The 21,842-nt window shown below is 74.5% G+C and carries 20 protein-coding genes; 7 read left to right on the top strand and 13 right to left on the bottom strand.

Annotated elements, in window-relative coordinates; genetic code table 11:
- Positions 1-43: 43 nt before the first annotated feature.
- The 6 genes from ACI78T_RS07420 to ACI78T_RS07395 are packed head-to-tail and all read right to left on the bottom strand — an operon-like array spanning position 44 to position 6,387.
- The gene (locus tag ACI78T_RS07420; protein WP_456557447.1) at positions 44-1,951 is read right to left on the bottom strand and encodes a hydantoinase B/oxoprolinase family protein; all 1,908 of its coding nucleotides are present in this window, start codon (positions 1,949-1,951) and stop codon (positions 44-46) included.
- Positions 1,948-4,020 carry a hydantoinase/oxoprolinase family protein gene (locus ACI78T_RS07415; protein WP_456557446.1) on the bottom strand — a complete coding sequence of 691 codons (2,073 nt, stop codon included), beginning with the start codon at positions 4,018-4,020 and terminating at the stop codon, positions 1,948-1,950. The genes ACI78T_RS07420 and ACI78T_RS07415 overlap by 4 nt, the downstream gene beginning before the upstream one ends.
- A gap of 46 nt (positions 4,021-4,066) precedes the next feature.
- Positions 4,067-4,387: a hypothetical protein gene (locus tag ACI78T_RS07410; RefSeq protein WP_456557445.1), complete on the bottom strand. Its 321-nt coding sequence runs from the start codon at positions 4,385-4,387 to the stop codon at positions 4,067-4,069.
- Positions 4,384-4,815: a DUF1707 SHOCT-like domain-containing protein gene (locus tag ACI78T_RS07405; protein WP_456557444.1), complete on the bottom strand. Its 432-nt coding sequence runs from the start codon at positions 4,813-4,815 to the stop codon at positions 4,384-4,386. The genes ACI78T_RS07410 and ACI78T_RS07405 overlap by 4 nt, the downstream gene beginning before the upstream one ends.
- Before the next feature lie 27 nt (positions 4,816-4,842).
- Complete coding sequence (locus tag ACI78T_RS07400; protein WP_456557443.1) at positions 4,843-5,931, bottom strand: winged helix DNA-binding domain-containing protein; 1,089 nt, start codon at positions 5,929-5,931, stop codon at positions 4,843-4,845.
- Positions 5,932-5,970: 39 nt separating this feature from the next.
- Entirely contained in the window at positions 5,971-6,387 is a 417-nt protein-coding gene (locus ACI78T_RS07395; RefSeq protein WP_456557442.1) for a MarR family winged helix-turn-helix transcriptional regulator, read from the bottom strand.
- Between the two features lie 68 nt (positions 6,388-6,455).
- On the opposite strand from ACI78T_RS07395, the gene ACI78T_RS07390 reads away from it, so the two are divergent.
- The gene (locus tag ACI78T_RS07390) at positions 6,456-8,294 is read left to right on the top strand and encodes an ABC transporter ATP-binding protein (RefSeq protein ID WP_456557441.1); all 1,839 of its coding nucleotides are present in this window, start codon (positions 6,456-6,458) and stop codon (positions 8,292-8,294) included.
- Here the strand turns inward: ACI78T_RS07390 and ACI78T_RS07385 are convergent.
- Entirely contained in the window at positions 8,243-8,707 is a 465-nt protein-coding gene (locus ACI78T_RS07385; RefSeq protein WP_456557440.1) for an SRPBCC family protein, read from the bottom strand. The genes ACI78T_RS07390 and ACI78T_RS07385 overlap by 52 nt on opposite strands.
- A complete protein-coding gene (locus ACI78T_RS07380) occupies positions 8,704-9,114 on the bottom strand; it encodes a nuclear transport factor 2 family protein (RefSeq protein ID WP_456557439.1) in 411 nt (136 codons plus the stop codon). The genes ACI78T_RS07385 and ACI78T_RS07380 overlap by 4 nt, the downstream gene beginning before the upstream one ends.
- Before the next feature lie 84 nt (positions 9,115-9,198).
- On the opposite strand from ACI78T_RS07380, the gene ACI78T_RS07375 reads away from it, so the two are divergent.
- The 5 genes from ACI78T_RS07375 (at position 9,199) to ACI78T_RS07355 (ending at position 12,870) form a co-directional block, all read left to right on the top strand.
- The gene (locus ACI78T_RS07375) at positions 9,199-9,693 is read left to right on the top strand and encodes a MarR family winged helix-turn-helix transcriptional regulator (RefSeq protein WP_456557438.1); all 495 of its coding nucleotides are present in this window, start codon (positions 9,199-9,201) and stop codon (positions 9,691-9,693) included.
- A 61-nt stretch (positions 9,694-9,754) separates the two neighbouring features.
- Positions 9,755-10,837: an alkene reductase gene (locus tag ACI78T_RS07370; protein ID WP_456557437.1), complete on the top strand. Its 1,083-nt coding sequence runs from the start codon at positions 9,755-9,757 to the stop codon at positions 10,835-10,837.
- A gap of 148 nt (positions 10,838-10,985) precedes the next feature.
- The gene (locus ACI78T_RS07365; RefSeq protein ID WP_456557436.1) at positions 10,986-11,882 is read left to right on the top strand and encodes a diguanylate cyclase domain-containing protein; all 897 of its coding nucleotides are present in this window, start codon (positions 10,986-10,988) and stop codon (positions 11,880-11,882) included.
- A gap of 201 nt (positions 11,883-12,083) precedes the next feature.
- On the top strand, positions 12,084-12,506 hold the full coding sequence (locus ACI78T_RS07360; protein WP_456557435.1) for a winged helix-turn-helix transcriptional regulator: 423 nt from the start codon (positions 12,084-12,086) through the stop codon (positions 12,504-12,506).
- A 19-nt stretch (positions 12,507-12,525) separates the two neighbouring features.
- The gene (locus ACI78T_RS07355; protein ID WP_456557434.1) at positions 12,526-12,870 is read left to right on the top strand and encodes a thioredoxin family protein; all 345 of its coding nucleotides are present in this window, start codon (positions 12,526-12,528) and stop codon (positions 12,868-12,870) included.
- Positions 12,871-12,873: 3 nt separating this feature from the next.
- Here the strand turns inward: ACI78T_RS07355 and ACI78T_RS07350 are convergent, their stop codons facing one another.
- Complete coding sequence (locus ACI78T_RS07350; RefSeq protein ID WP_456557433.1) at positions 12,874-14,082, bottom strand: sensor domain-containing phosphodiesterase; 1,209 nt, start codon at positions 14,080-14,082, stop codon at positions 12,874-12,876.
- Between the two features lie 126 nt (positions 14,083-14,208).
- Here ACI78T_RS07350 and ACI78T_RS07345 point away from each other — a divergent pair, with 126 nt between their 5' ends.
- Positions 14,209-14,829 carry a dihydrofolate reductase family protein gene (locus ACI78T_RS07345; protein ID WP_456557432.1) on the top strand — a complete coding sequence of 207 codons (621 nt, stop codon included), beginning with the start codon at positions 14,209-14,211 and terminating at the stop codon, positions 14,827-14,829.
- Between the two features lie 35 nt (positions 14,830-14,864).
- Here ACI78T_RS07345 and ACI78T_RS07340 read toward each other — a convergent pair whose 3' ends face one another.
- From ACI78T_RS07340 to ACI78T_RS07325, 4 genes are read right to left on the bottom strand one after another with little or no spacing between them, the layout of a single operon-like run.
- Positions 14,865-15,509, bottom strand: a complete 645-nt coding sequence (locus ACI78T_RS07340; protein ID WP_456557431.1) for an ABC transporter ATP-binding protein — start codon at positions 15,507-15,509, stop codon at positions 14,865-14,867.
- Positions 15,506-16,336 (bottom strand): ABC transporter ATP-binding protein, encoded by an 831-nt coding sequence (locus ACI78T_RS07335; protein WP_456557430.1) that lies wholly within the window; start codon positions 16,334-16,336, stop codon positions 15,506-15,508. The genes ACI78T_RS07340 and ACI78T_RS07335 overlap by 4 nt, the downstream gene beginning before the upstream one ends.
- The gene (locus ACI78T_RS07330) at positions 16,326-19,004 is read right to left on the bottom strand and encodes a hypothetical protein (RefSeq protein ID WP_456557429.1); all 2,679 of its coding nucleotides are present in this window, start codon (positions 19,002-19,004) and stop codon (positions 16,326-16,328) included. The genes ACI78T_RS07335 and ACI78T_RS07330 overlap by 11 nt, the downstream gene beginning before the upstream one ends.
- A gap of 20 nt (positions 19,005-19,024) precedes the next feature.
- Positions 19,025-21,685, bottom strand: a complete 2,661-nt coding sequence (locus ACI78T_RS07325; protein WP_456557428.1) for an FtsX-like permease family protein — start codon at positions 21,683-21,685, stop codon at positions 19,025-19,027.
- Between the last annotated feature and the right edge of the window lie 157 nt (positions 21,686-21,842).

The following is a 21,842-nucleotide window of genomic DNA, read 5'->3' as shown; positions in this document are numbered from 1 at the left end:
GTCCCCAGGGGGACTCAGAGCACGAGCGTGCCCGGAGCAACCCTCAGAGGACGTCGAACTCGTTGAAGGCTGCCCCACCGGCGAGCTGGGCGTAGCCCGGCCCGCGGTCGAAGAACGGCTCCTCGCCGGTCCGGTTCGCCCGCAGCTCGGCCCGCAGCGCCTCGGTGGCCGCCTCGTCGGCGGTCCCGTCGTCGAGGACGACCACGCCGTAGTCCTCACGGGCGCCCGCGACCGACACCTTGCGCCAGGCGATGTCGCGCAGGACCTCGTCGACCGGCCGGTCCAGCGGGTCGCCCCAGCCGCCACCGCCCGTCGTCCGGATGCGGACCACCGTGCCCGCCTTCAGCGGCTCGGCGTCGGCGAGGGCGTCGACGTCGTGCTCGTCCGGGCCGCCCGGGTCGACGGTGATCTGGAACGGCTTGCCGGCCTTGCCGCCCTTCACGCCCCAGCAGGCGAGGATCGAGCGGTCGGCGATCGACATGAAGTGGGCGTCGCGCAGCACCCGGATGTGCTTCTCGTAGCCGCAGCCGCCGCGGTAGCGCCCGGCGCCGCCGGAGTCCACCGCCAGGCCCAGCCGCTCGACGCGCAACGGGAACCGGGACTCGGTGAACTCGGTCGGCAGGTTCCGGGAGTCCGGGACGACGTGGATCGTGTCCTCGCCGTCGGCGTAGTACCGCCCGCCCGAGCCGCCGCCGAGCACCTCGCGCATGAGGTACGGCTCGCCGTCGAGGTCGGTGCCGTAGACGCCGGTGTAGCGGATCGTCTCCTGGTCGGCGGGCATGCGGCCGCCGGTGGCCTTCGCGAGGACGCCGGCCAGGACACCGAGCAGCCGCAGGATGACGAAGGTCCGGGCGTTGGTGGGTGCCGGGAAGATCGGCGTGAGCAGCGTGCCCTTCTCGGGGAAGCGCATCTCGATCAACGGGACGACGCCCTCGTTCACGTCGAGCTGGGCCATCCGCTCCGGCGTCTCCGCCAGGTTGCGGAGGATCGGCGCCAGCCACTTCTTCAGGAAGTTGCCGTCGGCGTAGTCGCCGCAGTGGTTGATCGGGCCCTTCGCCTGCGGGCCAGTGCCGGTGAAGTCGATGACCAGCGGGGTCTCCTTCGAGGAGTCCATGGTCAGCGTGATCCGCTGGCGGTGCAGCTGCGGCTCCTCGACGCCGTCGTGCTCGGCGTAGTCCTCCCAGACGTAGGTGCCGTCGGGGATCTGCGAGAGGATCTCGCGCCGGTAGACCTCGGTGGAGCTGGCCAGGATCGCGTCGAAGCACGCCTCGACCGCGGCCACGCCGTACCGGTCGAACAGCTCGCCCAGGCGCCGCGCGCCGGCCAGGCACGCCGAGCACTCCGCGTCGAGGTCGGCGGCCAGCGAGTCGGGCATCCGCGAGTTGCGGGTCATGATCTTCAGCGCGCTCTCGTTGGGCACGCCGCGGTCCCACAGCTTGATCGGGGGGACCATCAGGCCCTCCTCGTACACGCTGGTGGCCGCCGACGGCATCGAGCCCGGCACGGCGCCACCGATGTCGTCGTGGTGGCCGAACGCCTGGATGAAGGCGACGACCTCCGGCTCGCCGGTCTCCGGGGACGCGGCGAACACCGGCACGGTGACGCACAGGTCGGGCAGGTGGCCGATCCCGCCCTCGGAGAGGTAGACGTCGTTGTGGAAGAAGACGTCGCCGACGTTCATGGTCTCGATCGGGTAGTCGCGCACGACGGGGTGCACGAGCGCCGAGTACGAGCGGCCGGTGAGCTTGCGCAGCTGCCGGTCGTGGATGCCGGCGCGGAAGTCGTGCGCGTCGCGGATCATCGGCGACCGCGACGTCCGGCCGATGGAGGTCTCGACCTCCTTCTCGATCGCGGCCAGGGTGCCGGCGACGATCTCGACGAGGACCGGGTCGGCGTCGACCTTGCCGTTCGAGGGGCTGAAGTGGCCACTTCGGCCCTGAACGGCGGTCATCGGGCGTCCTCCTTGGTGAGCAGCAGGTTGCCGTAGGTGTCGACGGTGGCGGCGAAGCCCGGGTGCACCGGGACCGTCGAGCCGAACTCCTCGATGATCGCCGGGCCGCTGACGACGTCGCCGGGGGCGAGGTCGGGCCGGTTGTAGGTCGGGGTGTCCACCCAGTCGTCGAAGAAGACCCGGCGCGAGCCCGTGACGGCCCGGTCCGTCCCCCCCTCGCCGGCGGGCAGCTCCACGAGGTCGGGACGGCGGATGGGCCCGATCCCGCTCACCCGCAGGTTCACCCACTCGACGGCCTGGCGCGGGTCGGTCGCGAAGTCGTAGCCGTAGAGCTGCCGGTGCGCGGCGTGGAAGGCCTGCGCGACGTCCTCTGCCGCCGCCCGGTCCAGCTCGCCGTCCGCCACCGGGACGCGCACCTCGAACGCCTGGCCCACGTAGCGCAGGTCCGCCGTCCGCTGCATGCGCTGCTGGTCGCGGCCGAAGCCCTCGCCGTCCAGGGCGGTCTGCGCCTGCGCCTCGAGGTCGGCGAAGACCGACCGCACCCGGTCGAGGTCCAGGTCGAGGTGCTTGGAGACCACGGTCTGCACGTAGTCGTTGCGGACGTCGACGGTGAGCAAGCCGAACGCGCTGACGTTGCCCGGGTTCGGCGGCACGAGCGTGCGGGGGAGGTTGAGGATGTCCATGAGCCGGCAGGCGAGCAACGAGCCCGAGCCGCCGAACGTGGTGAGCGTGAAGTCGCGGACGTCGAGGCCCTTGGCCACCGTGACCTGCCGCAGCGCGTTGGCCTGGTTCCACGCGGAGATCTCGAGGATGCCGGTCGCCGTCCGCTCGAGGTCCATGTCGAGCTTGGCGCCCAGCTGCTTCAGACCCTCGCGGGCGGCGTCGACCGACAGGGGGATCTCGCCGCCCAGCAGGTGCGGGGGGATCCGGCCGAGGACGACGTGGGCGTCGGTGACCGTGGGCTGGTCGCCGCCGTCCGGGTAGCAGATGGGACCGGGGTCCGCGCCGGCCGACTTGGGGCCGACCTTGAGGGTGCCCTCGGGCGACAGCCAGGCGATGGAGCCGCCGCCGGCGCCCACGGTGACGACGTCGATCATCGGGATCTTCGACGGGTAGTCGCCGACCGAGCCCTCGGTGGTGAGCGCGGGCTCGCCGTCGATGACGACCGTGACGTCGGTGGAGGTGCCGCCGCCGTCGCAGGTGAGCACCCGGTCGAACCCGGCGGTGCCGGCGATGAGCGCGGCGCCCAGGGCGCCGGCCGCGGGACCGGACAGCATCGTGGTGATCGGCTGGTGCACGACCTCGCCGGCGCTCAGCACGCCGCCGTTGCTCTTCATCACGTAGAACGGCACGCCGGGGGCGATCTCGTCGAGCCGGGTGCGGATGTTGGTGACGTAGGCGCCGACCTTGGGCTTCACGGCCGCGTCGACGAGGGTGGTCACCGAGCGCTCGTACTCGCGGTACTCGCGCAGCACCTCGGAGCTGATGCTCACGACGGCGCCGGGGTGTTCCTCGCGGATCACCTCGAGCATGCGCCGCTCGTGGGCGTCGTCCGCGTACGCGTGCAGGAAGCAGACGCCGATCGTGGTGATGCCGGCGTCGCGGAAGAAGCGGGCCGCCGCGCGGGCGTCGTCCTCGTCGAACGGGCGGACCTCGGCGCCGGTGTGGTCCAGCCGCCCGCGCACGGTGCGCACCAGGTCGGCCGGGACGATGCGGGGCGGCTTGACCCAGAAGTAGCTGTTGCCGTAGCCGTCGGGCACCGACTGCCGGGCGATCTCGAGGACCGACTCGTAGCCCTCGGTGGTGACGAACCCGATCCGGTCCAGCTTGCCCTCGAGCAGCTGGTTCGTGGCGACGGTGGTCCCGTGGCTGACCGCGGTGACCGCGCTGCCGTCGAGGTCCATCAGCGCGAGGACCTTGCGGACGCCGTTGAGGAAGCCCTCCGCCGGGTCGGCGGGGGTGGACGGCGTCTTGGTGGTCGTCGTCCGGCCGGTCTCCTCGTCCACCGCGACGACGTCGGTGAACGTCCCGCCGGTGTCGATGCCGATGCGGACCCGGCGCTCGCTCATGGCAGAAACCTTAGCGGTGAGATACCGGCGCGGGAAGCGTCGCGCCTCAGTAACTGGCGACGGCCAGGGCGGTGGTGGCGGCGAACAACCCGAGGCTCAGCGGGCCGAGCAGGATCGCCCCGAGACGCACGAGGCGGGCCCGGCGGCGGCGCAGCACGACGAGCACCAGCCCGGTGAGCAACAGGACGCCCTGCCCGATCCAGCCGCCCGTCAGCCAGGCCTCGGCCGTGGCGCACGGCGCGCACCCGGTCGACGTACAGCTGTAGGTGTTCGTGCAGGCGGTCATCGTGCCGAAGCCGGCGGCGAAGCTGCCGAACGTCGCCAGGAGCAGCACCACGGCGAGCGAGGCGGCGAGGGTGCGGCTCACCCGGTCCGTCGTCCGATGCCGAAGGCGTAGAGGACGGCGAGGACCGCCCCCGGTGGGCCGACGACGTACAGGAACCACGGGTGCACGAACTCGCCGACGGCCAGGGACGTGGCGCCCCAGATGCTGACGGTCGCGGCCAGGATGCAGGCCCAGATGATCGTCAGGACCCGCATCGCGGTCCCGGCGTCGTCCTGGGCGAACGCCTCCCACGAGGGGGCGGGCGTCGGCGGGGGAGGAGGCTCGGGCAGGTCCGCGGTGGTGCGGACCAGCTCACCGCGGGTCTTCGCCGCCCAGACCGACTGCACGCGGGCGTCGAACTCGTGGATGTCGAGCTGGCCCAGCTCGACCGCGTGGTGCAGCCGCTCCTGGACGGCGCGGCGCTCACCGTCGGAGACGCGCAGGTCCTCGGGGCGCACGGGCTCGGTCACGGCCGCATCGTCGCACCGGCGGAACGCTCACTCCAGGAAGTCCACGTCCTTCAGCGACAGGCCCCGGAAGGCGGCGAGCCGCTCGGCCTGCTCGGCGATGCCGCGGCGGACGGCCGCACCGGCGCCCGCCCAGAGGCCCACCTCGACGCCGACCGACGAGCCGCTCTTGCGGGCGCGCCAGGTGCCGGCGATCTCGCCGTCGACCAGCACGCCGCCGGGCCGGCCGAGGGTCCGCCAGAGGTCCTTGGCGCGAGCGGTGTCCGGCACCAGCAGCGCCCGGTCCCGCGCCTGCAGGTGCAGGTCGAACGGGGCCAGCAGGAGCGTTCCCCGCGGCGGGTCGCCCAGCAGGTCGACGTCCTGCTCCAGGAGCCAGCGGCGCTCGCCGTCGACGTCCACCTCGACCGCGTCCCCCGGCCAGCGCGCCTGCACGTCCTTCACCGTGGCGTCCAGGTACTCGGCGACGAGCTTCGGCGTGGCCGGGCCGAGCAGGCGCAGGTAGGCCCGGACGACGTCCAGGTGCTCCGGCACCTCGGTCGCCGGTGCGAACCCCGGGATCGGCCGGAGGACCGGCGGTGAGGTGCCGGGCTCGAGCTCGAGGCCGGCGCGCAGGGCGGACAGCCGGAACGGCTGCTCGTAGGTGTGCGTCGCGTCGCAGGGGACGCAGAAGCGGAGGTAGGGCTCGTCGAGGACCGCGGTCAGCCGCGTGGACATCTCGCCCTTGACCATGGGCGCGGTGACGATCGAACGCATCGCACCGGCGACGGTGTCGAGCGCGGTCAGGTTCGGGATCCCGGCGGCCTTGAGCGGCCGGCTCGCGTCGAAGATCCGCTTGCCGGCGTCCGCGTCGGAGAAGGGGGCGGTGGCCGCCGCCACGCCGGGGAGGTCGGCCCGCCGGTAGACGTGCGGCGCGCCCCGGATGGTCCAGACGGTCGCCAGCTCCGCCTCGGCCGGCGCCTCCACGCCCCGCACCGCCAGCGCCCACCGGGCGCCGTCCGGGCCGGTGTCCTGGACGCCGATGTCGAGGACGGCGGTGTCGGCCGGTGAGCCGGAACTCCGGCCGAGCTGCTGCGCCCGCACGCGCAACCCGAGCACCTGGCGCCTGGTCACCGTCCGCACGGCGGTCACGCTAGCGCTGGGACGTGCCCGAACCTGTCCTCAATCGGCGAGGGTGCGCAGGATCCGGGCGAGGGCGTCGCGGTCGCCGGGGGAGAGGCGGGCGAAGAGCTCCGAGGAGTCGGCCGCCCGGGCGGCGTCGATCTCCCGGCGAACCCGCCGGCCCTCGTCCGTGGGCCGCAGGATCACGGCCCGCCGGTCACCCGGGTCGGGCGTCCGCTCGACCAGCCCGCGGTCCTGCAGCCCGTCGGCCACCTCGGTCGCCGAGCGTGGGGCGATCCGCAGCGCCTCGGCGAGGTCGGACAGTCGGACGCCGTCCCGTTCGGACACGACCTTCAGCGCTCGGGCCTGGTGGGGGGAGAGGTCCCACGGGGCGAGCGCCTCGCGCCAGCGGCGGCGCTGCGCGCGGAAGACGCGCATGAGCAGCTCGCCGAGCTCGCCCGTCCCCTCCTCGGCCACGGCGGAATGGTACCGCCCGTCGTGCGGTTACCACACCGTGAGGTAACCTCAGCATCTGATCCCAGGAGGTGGTCGGCATCGACGAGATGACGAAGGGCAGCGGACGCAGCGGCCGGCGGCCCGACCCGGCCGACATGGCGCAGCTCGAGCGCTCCCCCGTGCGGTGGAGCCGCGTCGCCGGTCTCTTCCGCCCGTTCCGGTGGCAGCTGGCGGTGGTGGTGGCGCTGATCGTGGCGTCGTCGCTGGTCGCGCTGGCCACCCCGTTCCTCATCCGCCTCGTCATCGACGAGGCGATCCCGCGGCAGGACGTCCCCCTGCTGCTGTGGGCCGTCGGCGGCATGCTCGCCGTCACCGTGGTCACCGCCGTCTTCGGCGTCGTCCAGACCTGGCTGTCGACCACCGTCGGCCAGCGGGTCATGCACGGCCTCCGAACGGCGGTCTTCACGCACCTGCAGCGCCAGTCCCTCGGCTTCTTCACGCGCACCAAGGGCGGCGAGGTGCAGTCGCGCCTGACCAACGACATCGGCGGCATGCAGTCGGTGGTCACCTCGACCGCGACGTCGTTCGCCTCGAACGCGACCACGGTGATCGGCACGGCCGTCGCCATGGCGGCCCTGAGCTGGCGGCTGTCGCTGCTCTCGCTGGTCGTGCTGCCCCCGGCGATCTGGCTGACCCGCCGGGTCGCCCGCATGCGCCGGTCGATCACCGCGCAGCGGCAGCGCTCGCTCGCGGACATGCACTCGCAGGTCGAGGAGGGGCTCTCGATCAGCGGGGTGCTCCTGGGCAAGACCCTCGGCGCCGGGCCCGCGCAGTCCCAGCGGTTCGCGACCACCTCCGACGACCTGGTCGCCCTCGAGGTGCGCTCGCAGCTGGCCGGCCGCTGGCGCATGGCGACCATGAGCGTCGTCTTCGCCGGCATCCCGGCGCTGATCTACCTCGCCGCGGGCCTGCCCGCGACGTCCGGCGGCATGACCATCGGCACCCTGGTCGCGTTCACCACGCTCCAGGGCGCGCTGTTCCGCCCGCTGATGCAGCTGCTCGACATCGGGGTCTCGCTGACGGCGTCGATGGCGCTGTTCAGCCGGGTGTTCGAGTACCTCGACCTGCCGGTCGAGATCGACGACCCGGCCGACCCCGTCACCGTCGACCCGGCGGCCGTGCGCGGCGCGGTCCGCTTCGAGCGCGTGGGCTTCACCTATCCCGACGGCGTCCGCCCCGCGCTCGCCGACGTCGACCTGACGGTGCCGGCGGGGACCACGCTCGCGCTGGTCGGCGAGACCGGCTCGGGCAAGACCACGCTCGCCTCGCTGGTCGCGCGGCTGGCCGACCCGACCACCGGACGGGTGCTGATCGACGGCGTCGACGTCCGCGACATGGCGCTGGCCGACCTCGCGCGGGTCGTCGGCGTCGTCTCGCAGGAGACCTACCTGCTGCACGGCACGATCCGCGAGAACCTGCGGCACGCGCGCCCGGACGCCACGGACGCCGAGATGGAGGACGCGGCCCGCCGCGCCCAGGTGCACGACGTGATCGCCGCCCTGCCGGCCGGCTACGACACCGTCGTCGGCGCTCGCGGCCACCGCTTCTCCGGCGGGGAGAAGCAGCGGCTCGCGATCGCCCGCACGCTGCTGCGCGATCCCCGCGTGCTGGTCCTCGACGAGGCGACCAGCGCCCTGGACAACGAGACGGAGCGGGCCGTGCAGGCCGCGCTCGACGAGGCGGCCCGCGGGCGGACGACGATCACCATCGCCCACCGCCTGTCGACGGTGCGCGACGCCGACCGGATCGCCGTCCTGGACGCCGGCCGGGTCGTGGAGCAGGGCGCGCACGACGAGCTCGTGGCCCGCCGCGGGCGCTACGCCCGGCTGGTCGGTTCCGCCGAGCGTGCGGTGGAGCTCGCGGCCTGAGCCAGGGCGGCGGCCTCGCCGGCCAGCCGCTGCCGGTTCATCCCGGAGAGCACCGGGTTCAGCAGCGCGCGCAGCCCGGTCATCCGGACCTCCACCTCCAGGACGACGGTGCACCCGCCGTCCGGCTCCGGGACGACGGTGCGCCGCCCCTCGACCACGAGGGCGCCGGCGCCGCCGGCGAAGGACGCCGTCAGCTCGCCGGCCTCCGTGATCGTCGTCGGGGTCACGTACGTGCGGCCGCCGGTCCGCAGCTCCTCGGTGATCCGCTGCCCGACCTTGGCGCGCCCCGGCGGGTCCACGTCCATCCGGACCACCGTGGGGCGCCACTCGCCGTCCCGCGACCAGTCGAGCACCAGGGCCGCGACCTCGGTGGCGGGCGCGGTCAGCCGCACGCGCTGCACGTCCCGGCTCACGACGCCACCTCATGCCGCGCCGGCTCGCCCCAGAACTCGTCGACGGCGTACTGGTCGCGGCTGTGCAGCCACGACTCGGCGATCCGGCCGTCCCGGAGCCGGGCCACGTGGGCCAGGTTGTTCTCCAGCGACCGCTCGCGGTCGGGCCGGGTGGCGGTGTACGTGCACAGGGCCACGCCCCACTCGCCGTCGTCCAGGACGCGGTGGACCGTGAGGTCCAGCGTCCCGCCGGTCACCTCGGCGGCGTGCGCGACGAAGCCGACGACGGCGTCGCGGCCGGTGTAGGTGCCGGTGTTGGAGCTGCGGCCGGGCACGTGCAGCACCGTGTCCTCGGTCAGGTGCTGGGCGGCGGCGGTCAGGTCGCCGGCGGCGAGCGCGTCGTACCACGCGGTGAGTGGTGAGTTCATGTCGTCCTCCAGGGGTCGTCCCCCGTTGTTCGTTTCGACGTCGAAATGATGGACCCGCAGGTATTTCGATGTCAAACTCTTTCCGTGCCCGACGGTGACGCGGTGGAGCAGATGGTGGACCAGTGGCGGCGGGAGCGTCCCGACGTCGATCCCTCGTCCATGGCCGTCTTCGCCCGGCTGACCCGGGCGCACCTGGCCGCCACCCGGGCGATCGAGGCCACCCTGGGGGCGCACGGCCTCAACCGCGGCGAGTTCGACCTGCTGGCATCGCTGCGCCGCTCGTCGGCCCCGTACCGCCTCTCCCCGGGCGACCTGGCGCGCGCGATGGTCCTCTCGCCCGCGGCGACGACCAACCGGCTGCAGCGGCTGGAGGAGCGGGGTCTGGTCGTGCGGCGGCCGGACCCCGCCGACGGCCGGTTCGGCGTCGTCGAGCTGACCGAGGCGGGGCGGGCGGCGGTGGACGCGGCGGTCACCGACCACGTCGCCACGCTGGACCGGCTGCTCGGCGGTCTCCGGGGCGCCGACCGGGAGGCGTTCACCGGGCTCCTGGCGGCGGTGGAGCGCAACGCCGGGGAGTGACGATCGCCGCATCCGGGTCCGTTCCGGAACAGCTCCCTCCGCGGGACGGGTTGCGCCGGGCATGGATCTCTTCTCGCCCGTCCGTCTCGGCGATCTCGAGCTCGCCAACCGCGTCGTCATGGCGCCGCTGACCCGCATGCGCTCCGGCCGCTCCGGCATCCCGGGGGACCTGGTCGTCGAGCACTACGCCCAGCGGGCCGGCGTCGGCCTGATCATCACCGAGGGCACCTACCCCAACCCCGACTCGCGGGCCTACCCGGGCCAGCCCGGGATCGTGAACGACGAGCAGGAGGTCGGCTGGCGCAGCGTCGCCGAGGCCGTGCACGCCCGCGGCGGGAAGATCGTCATGCAGGTGATGCACGGCGGTCGCGTGTCGCACACCGACATCACCGGCACCGACAGGATCGTGGCTCCGTCGGCGATCGCGATCGACGGTGAGGCGCACACCCCGAACGGCAAGGTGCCCTACCCGGTGCCGCACGCGCTGACCACCGAGGAGGTCCAGGAGACGCTGGCCGACATCGTGGCCGCGTCGAAGCGGGCGATCGCCGCCGGGCTGGACGGCGTGGAGATCCACAGCGCCAACGGCTACCTGCTGCACGAGTTCCTCTCGCCCAACACCAACCAGCGCACCGACGTCTACGGCGGCTCGCCGGAGAACCGCGCGCGCTTCGTCATCGAGGTGGCCACGGCGGTGAGCGAGGCCATCGGTGCCGGCAAGGTCGGGATCCGGATCTCGCCGATGCACCACGTGCAGGGCATGCACGAGGTCGACGAGGCCGACGTCCGCGCCACCTACGGGTACCTGGTCGACCAGCTGCGCCCATTGGGCCTGGCCTACCTGTCCGTGCTGCACCACGAACCGGCCGGAGAGCTGGTGCAGGACCTGCGCCGGCGGTTCGACGGTCCGCTGATCGCCAACAGCGGCTTCGGCACCGTGACCACCCGCGACGAGGCCGTCCGGCTGATCGAGGACGCGCACGCGGAGGCGGTGGCGGTCGGCCGCCCGGTGCTGGCCAACCCCGACCTGGTCGAGCGGTGGGCGGGCGAGCACCCGGAGAACGAGCCCGACGCCGCCACCTTCTACGCCTCGGGACCGATCGGTTACGTCGACTACCCGACGCTCGCAGGAAGCCGTAGTTGACCCGTACCTCCGGTAACACTTGCGGCCTCCTGCGTGTATGACCGCAGAATCGCCGGTGGGGGGACGCGTGGGACGCGACGCCGAGCCGTCCGGTCCGCACGCCGGCGAGACGACGACGTGGACCGATCCGAGGGCGGGAGGTGCCCGGGTGACCGTGCAGCCCGAGGTGGCCCAGCTGCCGGATCAGCTGCTGCGGGACTTCGTCGACGCCAGTGACGCCCTGCTGTGCATCGTCGACGGGGGCGGCCGGATCCTGATGACCAACCCCGCGCTGCAGCGGTTCACCGGCCGCAGTGCCGAGGAGATGGCCGGGGTGCCGTTCTGGGACGTCTACGTCGTCCCCGAGCACGTGGCGCTGGCGCAGGATGCCGTGGCGCGGGCGATGGAGACGGGGGTCGCCTACCCGCAGGAGGGCGACTGGCTCACCGGCGCCGGCGAGCGGCGCCGGGTCGCGATGCGCAACACGGTGCTCCGCGACGACCAGGGCCGGCCCTACGCGGTGGGCTGCGTGGGCATCGACGTGACCGACGACCGGCGGCGGGAGGCGGCGCTCCACCTGCGGGCCCAGACCGACCTGCTGACCGGGATCGCAAACCGCGGTGCCCTCTTCGACGCGCTGCGGGCGAGGGTCGGGGACGGTCCGGGCTGCGCGCTGCTGTTCTGCGACCTCGACCAGTTCAAGGTCGTGAACGACCGCTACGGGCACGCCGTCGGGGACACGCTGCTGGCCGAGGTGGCCGGGCGCCTGGCCGAGGTGGCCGGTGCCGGGGATCTCGTGGCGCGGTTCGGCGGCGACGAGTTCGTGATCCTGTGCAGCGGCCGTCCCGAGGAGGAGCTCACCGCCCTGGCCGCTCGGGTGCACGACGCCGTGGGCGCGCCGTTCGACGGGCCGCAGGGCCCGCTGTCGATCGGCGTGAGCGTCGGGATCGCCGTCGGCCGGCCAGGGGACGACGCGGACGACCTGATCAGCCGGGCCGACCGGGCGATGTACGGCGCGAAGGCCCACCCGCACCGTCACGGCGGGCGCGACCGCCGCGCCGACTGAAGCCTCGGGCAGCGATCCGACCACGCCGCACATCAGCCGACCACGCCGCACACCGCGTGCCCGGGTGCCACACGGCGTGGTCGACTGCTCGGCGGGCACGAACCAGCCGTTCCCGGTCGCCGATCGTGACTCTTCGTCACCGGAATCCGCCCAGCACGTCGCCGTTGACGCCACCTGAGTACTGAGTCCACACTCAGCACCGTGGACGACGGAGTGGCTCGCGTGCTCGAGCTCGTGGGCGACCGCTGGGCACTGCTGGTCGTCCGCGAGGTGTCCCTCGGGCTGCGCCGCTTCAACGAGCTCGAGGCCGCCACCGCCGCCCCTCGGACCGTCCTGTCCGACCGCCTGCGCCGTCTCGTGGACGCGGGGGTCCTGCGGACCCGGCCCTACCAGGTGCCGGGCAGCCGCTCGCGCACGGAGTACGTGCTGACCGACGCCGGCTACGACCTCGTGCCCCTGCTGTCGGCCATGTCCGACTGGGCGCAGCGCCACCTCGGCGGCGGCACCCCCGGGGTGGACTACCGGCACGGCGGCTGCGGTGGCCGGGTCACCGCCCGCCTGGTCTGCGAGTGCGGCGAGCAGACCGCACCGCGCGAGCGGCTCATCGCCGCCGTCAACCGCTGATCCCCCGACAGGAGAGACCATGGCCGGCACGCTGCCCACGACCTCGGACGCGACCTTCCGCGATGACGTCCTCGCCAGCGACGTCCCGGTCCTGGTCGAGTTCACCGCGACCTGGTGCCCGCCCTGCCGCATGATCGCCCCGGTGCTCGGGCGGATCGCCGCCGACCTGGCCGGCCGGCTGCGGGTCCTCGCGATCGACGTCGACGAGAACCCGCTGACCACCCGTGCTCACGGGGTCATGGGCATGCCGACGATGGCGCTGTTCGTCGGCGGCGAGGTGGTCACCACCCTGACCGGCGCCCGTCCGCAGGCCGTGATCCTGAAGGCGGTCGAGCCGCACCTGGCGGCCGCTGCCGCCCGCTGAGCGTCAGGCGGGGACGCGCGGGCGGGGCACTGACACGGGGCCGCCGTCGGTGAGGGCCTCCGCCGGGCCGGGGCGGCCGAAGTGCCAGCCCTGGCCGTGGTCGACCCCGGAGACGAGCAGGGCGGCGGCCTCGTCGGCGGTCTCGACACCCTCGGCGACGACCGCGATGTCGCAGCCGTGGGCGAACTCGACCAGCGAGAGCACGAGCTTGGCCAGCACCGGGTCGGCGTGCAGGCCGCTGACGATGCTCCGGTCGATCTTGATGACGTCGGGCGCGGTGACGACGATGTGGTGCAGCGAGGAGAAGCCGGCGCCGACGTCGTCGATCGCCAGGCGCAGCCCGTCGGCGCGCAGGGGCTCGAGCACCGCCGCCAGGGCGTCGTAGTCCTCGACGCGGTCGTGCTCGGAGAGCTCGAGGAGCACGCGGTCGAGGGGCAGGCGGGCGAGCAGCCGGCGGCAGTCCTCGGTCAGCAGGGTGGCGGGGGAGACGTTCATCGAGACGTAGCCGCCCACCCGGTCCAGCAGCTGCGCGGCACGGTCGAGCGCCAGCAGCTCGAGGCGGTGGCCCAGCCCGACGCCGTGCGCCTGGCCGAAGACGACGTCCGGCGGCATGCCCCACTCCGCGGGGAAGCGGCTCAGCGCCTCGGCGCCGGTCCGGCGGCCGGTGGCCAGCTCGACGATCGGCTGGAGGACGACGGTCGGGCCACCCGCCGCGATGACCGGGTCGAGCCGGTCGACGATCTCGGTGCGCTGCTCCTGGGCGCGGACGCCGGGCTCGATGATGACCGCGGCGGCCGAGGCCAGCACCTCCATCAGCGCCTTGTCCCGCTCCGCGAGCTCCTTGTCCGTGGTGAGGCCGAAGGCGCAGAAGGTGCCGTACAGCTCGCCGTCCGACAGCCGGACCGGCGCCGACACGTAGCTGCGGATCCGCGGGATCTTCGCCGTCGGCAGCTTCATCGCCTCGGGGAAGTCGCGGACGTCGGGGATCACGGCGGGCAGCCGCCCGTCGAGGATCGCCTGGCAGAAGGTCGTCTCCTGGGGCTGCGTGATGCCGTCGCGGAAGACCAGCGGGATCCGGGAGTCGACGACCTCCAGGTGCTGCGTGGTGCCGTCGAGCCGGCTGAGGAACGCCACGCTCATCTGCAACGACGTGCGCGCGGTCCGCAACAGGTCCGCGACCTGCTGCTCCGCCTCCGAGCGTTTCCTGCCCACGTCGCCCTGATCGACAGCTCGCAGAACTTTCTGGAGGAAATTCCTCCGCACGTGTCGATCAGGTCGATCCCCGTTCGACGTCCTAGCGAGGGGCCGGACAGCGGCCCGCCAACAGGAGGAGTCGTCATGCGTCCGCTCGTCGTCACCACGTTCGTCACCCTCGACGGTGTCATGCAGGCCCCCGGGGGCACGGGAGAGGACCCCTCCGGCGGGTTCTCGCACGAGGGCTGGCTGCCGCCGTTCTTCGACGAGTCGGTCGGGGAGCAGATGAACGCCTGGTTCGCCCCCGCGCAGGACTTCCTGCTCGGGCGCACCACCTACCAGCTCTTCTACGCGGCGTGGCCGCAGATGATCAGCGACGACCCGGTGTCCCAGGGTCTGAACTTCAAGAAGAAGTACGTCGCCTCGCGCACGCTCACCTCGGTGGAGTGGGAGACGGCGGAGCTGCTGCAGGGCGACGTCCCCGACGCCGTCCGGGCGCTCAAGGCCGAGGACGGCGGAGAGCTGCAGGTGCACGGCTCGGCCGGCCTCATCCAGACGCTGCTGCGCGAGGATCTCGTCGACGAGCTGCGGCTGGTCGTCTTCCCCGTGGTGCTCGGCGAGGGCAAGCGGCTGTTCGGGGAGGGCACGATCCCGCGCACCTGGCGGCTGACCGACCACAAGGTGTCCGGCACGGGCGTCGTCATGACGACCTACCAGCGGGTCGGTGAGGTCGAGCTCGGCAACGTCGGCCCCGAGTACGAGTGAGGGGCCGGAGAGGCCTTCGTGGCCACCATGGCCCCTCAGGCGTCGACGACCTGGCCGTCGCTGAGGCGGACGACGCGGTCGGCCGCGGCGACCACCACCGGGTCGTGGCTGGCCACCAGCACGCCGGTGCCGGCGGCGGCGTAGACCTCGCGCAGCGTCGTCAGCACGTGGGTGGAGAGCTCCTCGTCCAGGCGGCCGGTCGGCTCGTCGGCGATGAGGAACGACGGGCGAACGACGAGGGCGCGGGCGATCGCCGTCCGCTGCTGCTCCCCCAGCGACACCTCGTCGGGCATCCGGTCGGCCAGGTGCCCCAGTCGAAGCGTCTCGAGGGTGGCCACCGCTGCCTCCCGCGGCTCGGCCGCCCCGGCCAGCCGGGCCGGCAGCGCGACGTTGTCGGCCAGCGACAGCTCGTCGAGCAGACCGAACCGCTGGGGGACGACGGCGACGGTCGACCAGTCCGCCGCGGCGGGCGCCGCGGCCCCCGGCACCGCGACCGTGCCGGCGTCGGGGGTCTCCCAGCCCAGCAGGCAGTTGAGCAGCGTCGTCTTGCCGGAGCCCGACCGCCCGAGCAGCGCGACGACCTCGCCCGGCCGGACGGCGATGGAGACCCCGCGCAGCGCGTGCACCTGCTCCCGCCCGCGGCGGTAGGTCTTCGACACGTCGGTGGCGGTCAGCGTCATGACGGCTCCCGCAGCACGACGCCGTCGTCGGTGACGTCGATCAGCACCCTGCGGGCCGCGAAGCGGGCCAGCGCCTCATCGGGCAGCTGCACGCGGCCGTCGCCGTCGATGACCGCGAGACGCCGGCCGGCCACCTCCTCGTGCGCGACGGTGCCCGAGCGCAGGTGGATGACCTGGTCGGCGGCCTCCGCGGCGAGGGGGTCGTGCGTGGCCATGACGACGGTGGTGCCGGTGCGGGTCAGCTCCGCCACGGCGCCCAGCAGGTCGGCGGTGGTCCGGCTGTCCAGCTCGCTGGTCGGCTCGTCGGCGACCACCAGGGCGGGCCGGCCGACGACGGCCTGCGCGAACGCCAGGCGCTGCTGCTCGCCGCCGGAGAGCTGGCCGGGCAGGTGGTCGGCGCGATCGGCGATCCCGAGCAGGTCGAACAGGTCGCCGGTCTCGCGGGAGACCTCGGCCCGGCCGACGCCGCGGAGCTTCCCGGCCATGGCGAGGTGCTCGGCCGCGGTCAGGTGCGGCAGCAGGTTCTGCGGCGGCCGGGGGAACACGTAGCCGATGTGCCGGCGGCGCAGCGCGCGCAGCCGGTGCGCCGAGAGCCCGGTGAGCGGGTGGCCGGCGACCTCGGCGCGGCCAGCGGTCGGCCGGTCCTGGGCGGCGAGGATCCGCAGCAGCGAGCTCTTGCCCGAGCCGGACGGGCCGGTGATCGCCGTCAGCCGCCCGGCGGGGACGACGGCGTCGACGCCCTTGAGCGCGTGCACCTCGCCGCTGGGCGACCAGTAGATGCGGACCAGTCCTTCACACACGGCCGCGGGGGTGCTGTCAGGAGGCATCGCGCATCACCTGTCCTCCGGTGGCCCGCCGGGCGGCGCGCCCGACGAGGACGGCGCTGCCGGCGGTCACCAGGACGACGCCTGCCAGCACGATCGCGAGGCTGCTCCACGGCACCTGGAACAGCGCGTCGGGGCGCAGCGCGGGCACCGGGTCGAGGACCCGCAGCACCAGCGCCGACGCGGGCAGCGCCACCGCGACGGCCACGAGGGCGGCGACGCCGGCGAGCAGGCCGATCTCCGCGCCGGCGGAGGCGTCGGCGGAGCGCCGGCTCATCCCCATCCGGCCCAGCAGCAGCGCCGCCACGGTCCGGCGCCGCTGCTGCGCCATGGCGTGCATGGCCAGCCCCACGAGGCCGAGCGCGCCCGCGGCGAGGGCGACCGCGCGGAGGTAGTCCAGCGACCAGGTCTGCGCCGACAGCTCGGGCCGGTCGGCGAACTCCGCCGCCGTCGTCACCTGCTCCTCCTCGGGCGGCTGGATCCCCGCCGCGGTGAGGCTGTCCAGCACGGCCTGCGGCTCGCCGCGCGCCCACAGCTCCTGGGCGATCACCAGCTCGGGGTCGCGGCCGGCGGCCTCCAGCGCGCCGGCGTAGCGGTCCCAGTCGGCCACGAGCAGCGGCCGGCGCTCGGTCTGGCCGGGGAAGGCGTCGGCACGGGCGACCACCTCGACCGGCAGGTCGAAGTAGCCGAAGTCGGCGGTCAGCTCGTTGCCGGTGCCCTCGAGGACACCGTCGGGCAGCTCCCCGGACAGGATCACCGGCACCCGGTCGCCGTCGTAGCCGCTCAGCGCGGCCATGAGGTCGGCGAGCGGCCGGTCGGCCAAGGCGTCGTTCCACCGGACGACGCCGGCCACCTCCTCGGGCCGCACGACGAGCACGTTGGCCGTCGTGCTGCCGGGGAGCACCTCGACGCCCGGCTCGACGCCGACCACCATGGCTCCGGCCGGCAGCGGTCCCTCGACCGCGCGTGCCCGGGGCAGCTGGACGACGACGTCGCTGCCGGTCGCCACCGACGCCTTGGCCGCGATCGTCCGGTCGGTCGACGACGCCAGCGCCCCGGCGTAGACGACCAGGCTCAGCGACAGCGCCGTCGTCACCACGACGAGGCGAGCGGTGCCCGAGCCGGCCAGCACCCGGCGGGCGGCGAGGTAGCCGCCGGTCGGGAGGCGCCGCAGCCGGGTGTCGGCCCGGGAGCCCAGCCGGGGGAGCAGGGCGGTGACGGCGCCGGCGACGACCACGGTCACGAGCAGCGGGACGGCGAGGGTGAGGACGTCGACCCGGCCGGAGTTCTCACGGGTCACCAGCGGGACGACGGTCACGACGGTGATCGCGGTGACGACGGCCAGCCACGGCACCCGCCCGAGGAGCTGGGCCGCCTGCCCGCGGCCGACCTGGTCGAGCCGGGTGACCAGGGCGGCGGTCACGGCGGCGAGGACCAGCAGCGCGGCGAGCAGCCCGAGCCCGAGCGCGACCAGGGCGGCGTCGGTGGCGCCGGCGGGCAGGTGCGACGAGGGGCCGAGCGCCCGGACCAGCAGCCAGCCCGCCACGCCGCCGGCCGCCCCGCCGACCAGCACGGGGAGCACCGACTCGCGGACCACGTCGCCGGCCGCCCGCGCCGGGGAGAGCCCGCGGGCGACCAGGGAGCGCAGCTCGTCGTCCCGGCGGCGCATGCGGTGCCCGGCCCAGGCGCCGACCAGCACCAGCGCGGCGGCGCCGCCCCCGATCCCGACCGCGCGCACCGGTGGGGCCAGCAGGTCGACGGTCTCCTCGACCGACTCGAGGGCGTTCGGCAGCCCGGTCCGCACCGCGGCGGTCTCGAAGCCGCCCTCCACGATCACGCCCGCGACCGGCCCGTCGGGATTGGTCAGCGCGGCCTGCAGCGCCTCGTAGCGGTCGGCCGCGGTGCGGGCGGCCGAGATGCCCACGGAGTCGTCGAGCGGGATGGACCAGTTGAGGAACAGGTCCTCACCGAGGGCTCCGGCGACCGACTGGGCGACCGGCTGCGGGGCGATGATCGCCGCCGGCGGGTAGACCAGGTCGCCGGTCGTGATGTCGCGCGTCGGCAGGAACAGGAAGCCGAGTCCGTCCCAGAACTCGTCGAGCGGTGCGGTCGGCGTCCGGTAGACGCCGCTGACCGGCACCTCGGTGCTCGCGCCGCCCTCGCTCTGGACGGCGACCGTGCTGGTGGCAGCCAGGCCGGCCGGCAGGAGGGCCTCGGGGACGAGCACGCCGTCGTCGGCGGGCCCGCCGTCCACGATCTCGACGTGCTCGGCGGCTCCGGGCAGGGACACCACCTGGGCGAGGTCCCCGGCGTCCGCCGTCGTCGCGGCGACCGGGTCCTGCAGGATCGTCAGCAGGGCCGGCGTCCCGAGGCCGACGCCGCGCGCGGCCTCGATGACGGAGGCGTCGAGCTCGTCCACCTCCGCCACCCGGTCGGCCGTGGGACCGCCGCGGCCGTCGATCGTCGAGGCCAGGATCGTGGCGCCCAGGGAGACCCGGCTGATCCGGTCCTGCTTCTGCTCCCACGCGCCCTGCTCGGCGGAGGCGACGAACAGCGGCGCGGAGACCAGGGCCGCCGCAAGGACGGCGACCAGCACGGCGAGCCCGAGCGCCGCACCGGGCAGCGGCAGCAGCCGGAGGCGGGCCCGGCGCAGCGCTCCCGAGGTGGCCATCGGGCGGAACCTACCGCGCGTCACGGTGCACCCCGCATGACCTGACCGGCGTCGTCGGACCGCGCCGCCCGGCCGACCAGCAGGGCGGTGGCGGCGCTCAGCACGGCCACGCCGAGCACCACGGCGGCGACGCTGCTCCACGGCACGGCGAACAGCGGCGCCGGGAGCAGGCCGGGCACCGGGTCGAGCAGGCGCAGCACCAGCGCGGACGCGGGCACGGCGACCGCGACGGCGACCAGCACGCCGATGCCGGACAGCAGCCCGATCTCCAGCGCGGCGGCGGCGTCGAGGTGACGGCGGCGCATGCCCATGCGGGTGAGGAGCAGGGCGGCGACGGTGCGGCGGCGCTGCTGGGCCAGCGCGTGCATGGCGACGCCGGTGAGCCCGAGCAGCCCGGCGGCCAGCGCGACCGCCCGCAGATAGCCGAAGGACCACGACTGGGCGCTCAGCTCCGGCCGGGCGGCGAAGTCGCCGGTGGTGCGCACCTGGTCGAGGTCGAACGCGTAACCGCTCGCCGTCAGCACGTCCAGCAGCCCGGCGTCGTCGCCGCGGGCCCACAGCTGGCGGTCGAGGACGGTCTCCGGGTCGCGGCCGGCGGCCTCGACCGCGCCGGTGAACCGGTCCCAGTCGGCGATCACCATCGGGGCCCGGCCGGGCTGACCGGGGAAGGCGGTCGCGGTGCCGACGACGTCGACCTGCACCCGGTAGACCCGGCCGAACTCGACCACCAGCTCCGCGCCGACGTCGGCGTCGGCCGACCCGGCGACGACGACGGGCACGCCGCCACCGTCGTGGTCGGCGAGGGCGCGCATGAGCTGGTCGACGTCCTGGTCGGCGAACGAGGGGTGCCACCGGGTGACCGCCGGGATCTCCTCCGGCCGGACGACGAGCACGTCGGCCTCCTCGCCGGTCGACAGCTGCGCCCGCTGCCCGACGCCGACGATGGTCGTGCCGTCGGGCGGCGGTCCGGCCTCGACCGTCCGGCGCAGCAGCGGGACGACGACGTCGCTGCCGGTGCCCACCGCCTGCTTGGCGACGAGCGTGCGGTCGGTGGAGTCGGCCAGCGCCCCGGAGTAGACGATCAGCCCGAGGGCGAGCGCCGTCGTGATCACGACGAGGCGGGCGGCGGCGCGACCGGTCAGCACCCGGGAGAGGGCGAGGAAGGGCGCGGGAGCGAGACGGGCCGGCCGGAGGGGCACGCGGGGGAGCGCCGCGGTGAGCCCACCGGCGACGACTGCGGTGACCAGCAGCGGGAGGACCAGCTGCAGGAGGTCGATGCCGCCGCCGTCGGCCTCGCCGGTGAGCACGGGGATCGCGACGACCACGGTGACCGCCGCGGTGACCGGCAGCCACGGGATCCGTGCGAACAGGACGCCGGGACGGCGAGCGGGGGAGTCCAGCCGCGTCACCAGGGCCGTGGTGACCACGGCGACGGTGAGCAGCGAAGCGACGCCGGCCGCCGCGAGGGCGACCAGCGCGGCCGGGAGGGCGGCGTCCGGGAGCGAGGCTGACGGACCGAGCGCGCGCACGAGCAGCCACCCGGCCGCAGCGCCCACGCCCACTCCGGCGAGCGTGGGCAGGAGCGCCTCGCGCAGCGCCTGGCCGCCGGCCCGGTGCGGCGGGAGCCCCCGGGCGAGGAGGGAGCGCAGCTCGTCGTCCCGCCGGCGGACCCGCTGGCCGGCCCAGGCGCCGACGAGGACCAGGGCGGCCGCGGCGGCGCCGGACCCGACCGCGCGGACGGGCGGTGCGAGGAGGGCCACGGTCTCGTCGACCCGCTCCAGCGCGTCGGGGAGCTCCGAGGCGGGCGCCGGCCGGTCGAAGCCGAACAGGTTGGTGATCCGGACGGCGGCCGACCGCGGCGCGACCAGGTCGGCCTGGAGCTGCGCGACCCGGTCGACGGTGCGCCGTGCCTCGTCGACGCCGATCCCTGCCGGCAGCGGCAGGTACCACTCGAGCTCGACGTCCTCGCCCACGGAATCGGCGGTGGCGAGCACGACGTCGCGCGGGGCGAAGAGCGCGACGGTCGGGAACTCCGGGTCCTTGGTGCCGGGGTCCGGCGGGGGGATGAACAGGTTCTCGACACCGCCCCAGTACGGGTCGAGGGGCACGGCCGGGTCCTGGTAGATGCCGGTGATCGCGAGCTCGGCGATGCTGCCGGAGTCGGCATCGGCGGTGAGCACACCGCCGGGCTCGAGGCCGACGAGATCGACCAGGCGGCTGTTGGCCAGCAGCCCGGGCCCCCCGGCCACCAGGTCGAGGTGCTCCTCGGCGCCGGCGCGGGAAACCAGCACGAGCCGGGCCGGTCCGGACGGCGTGGTGATGAACAGCGGGTCGCGGAGCCGGACGAGGGAGACGGGCCGGGGGAGGGCGAGATCGGCCGCGGCGGCGACCACCGCGTCGTCCAGCTCGGCCGCGTTCAGCACCCGCTCGTCGATCAGCTCCAGACTGCCCGGCAGGGAGGAGGAGAAGAAGGTGGCGCCGATCGACGACTCCGCGTGCCGGGCGCGCTCCCGCTGCCAGGCGCCCTCCTCGGCGGACCCGGTCATGAGGGGCACCGAGGCCAGGGCGGCGGCCAGCACCGCGACGAGGACGGCGAGCCCGAGGGCCTGGCCGGGCAGCGGGAGGAGCCCGATCCGCAGCCGGCGCAGGACCGGGCGGGCACCGCCCCGGCCCGAGGTCATCGGCCGGAACGTAGCGCCGCGCGGGGCCGCGCGGGAGTGCCCCACGGCGGTTTCGACCGTTCGTGCGCAGGACGTCGCGCACGCGCCCCGGAAACCACGGTTCGCGCACATCCGGTGGCCACGCACGAGCCCCTCCCGCGATGGCGGCGGCGGTTCC

It is taken from the genome of Blastococcus sp. SYSU D00922 (assembly GCF_054050495.1).
Note: the sequence above shows the minus strand (reverse complement) of the source record. Positions and strands in the feature narration are given on the sequence as shown.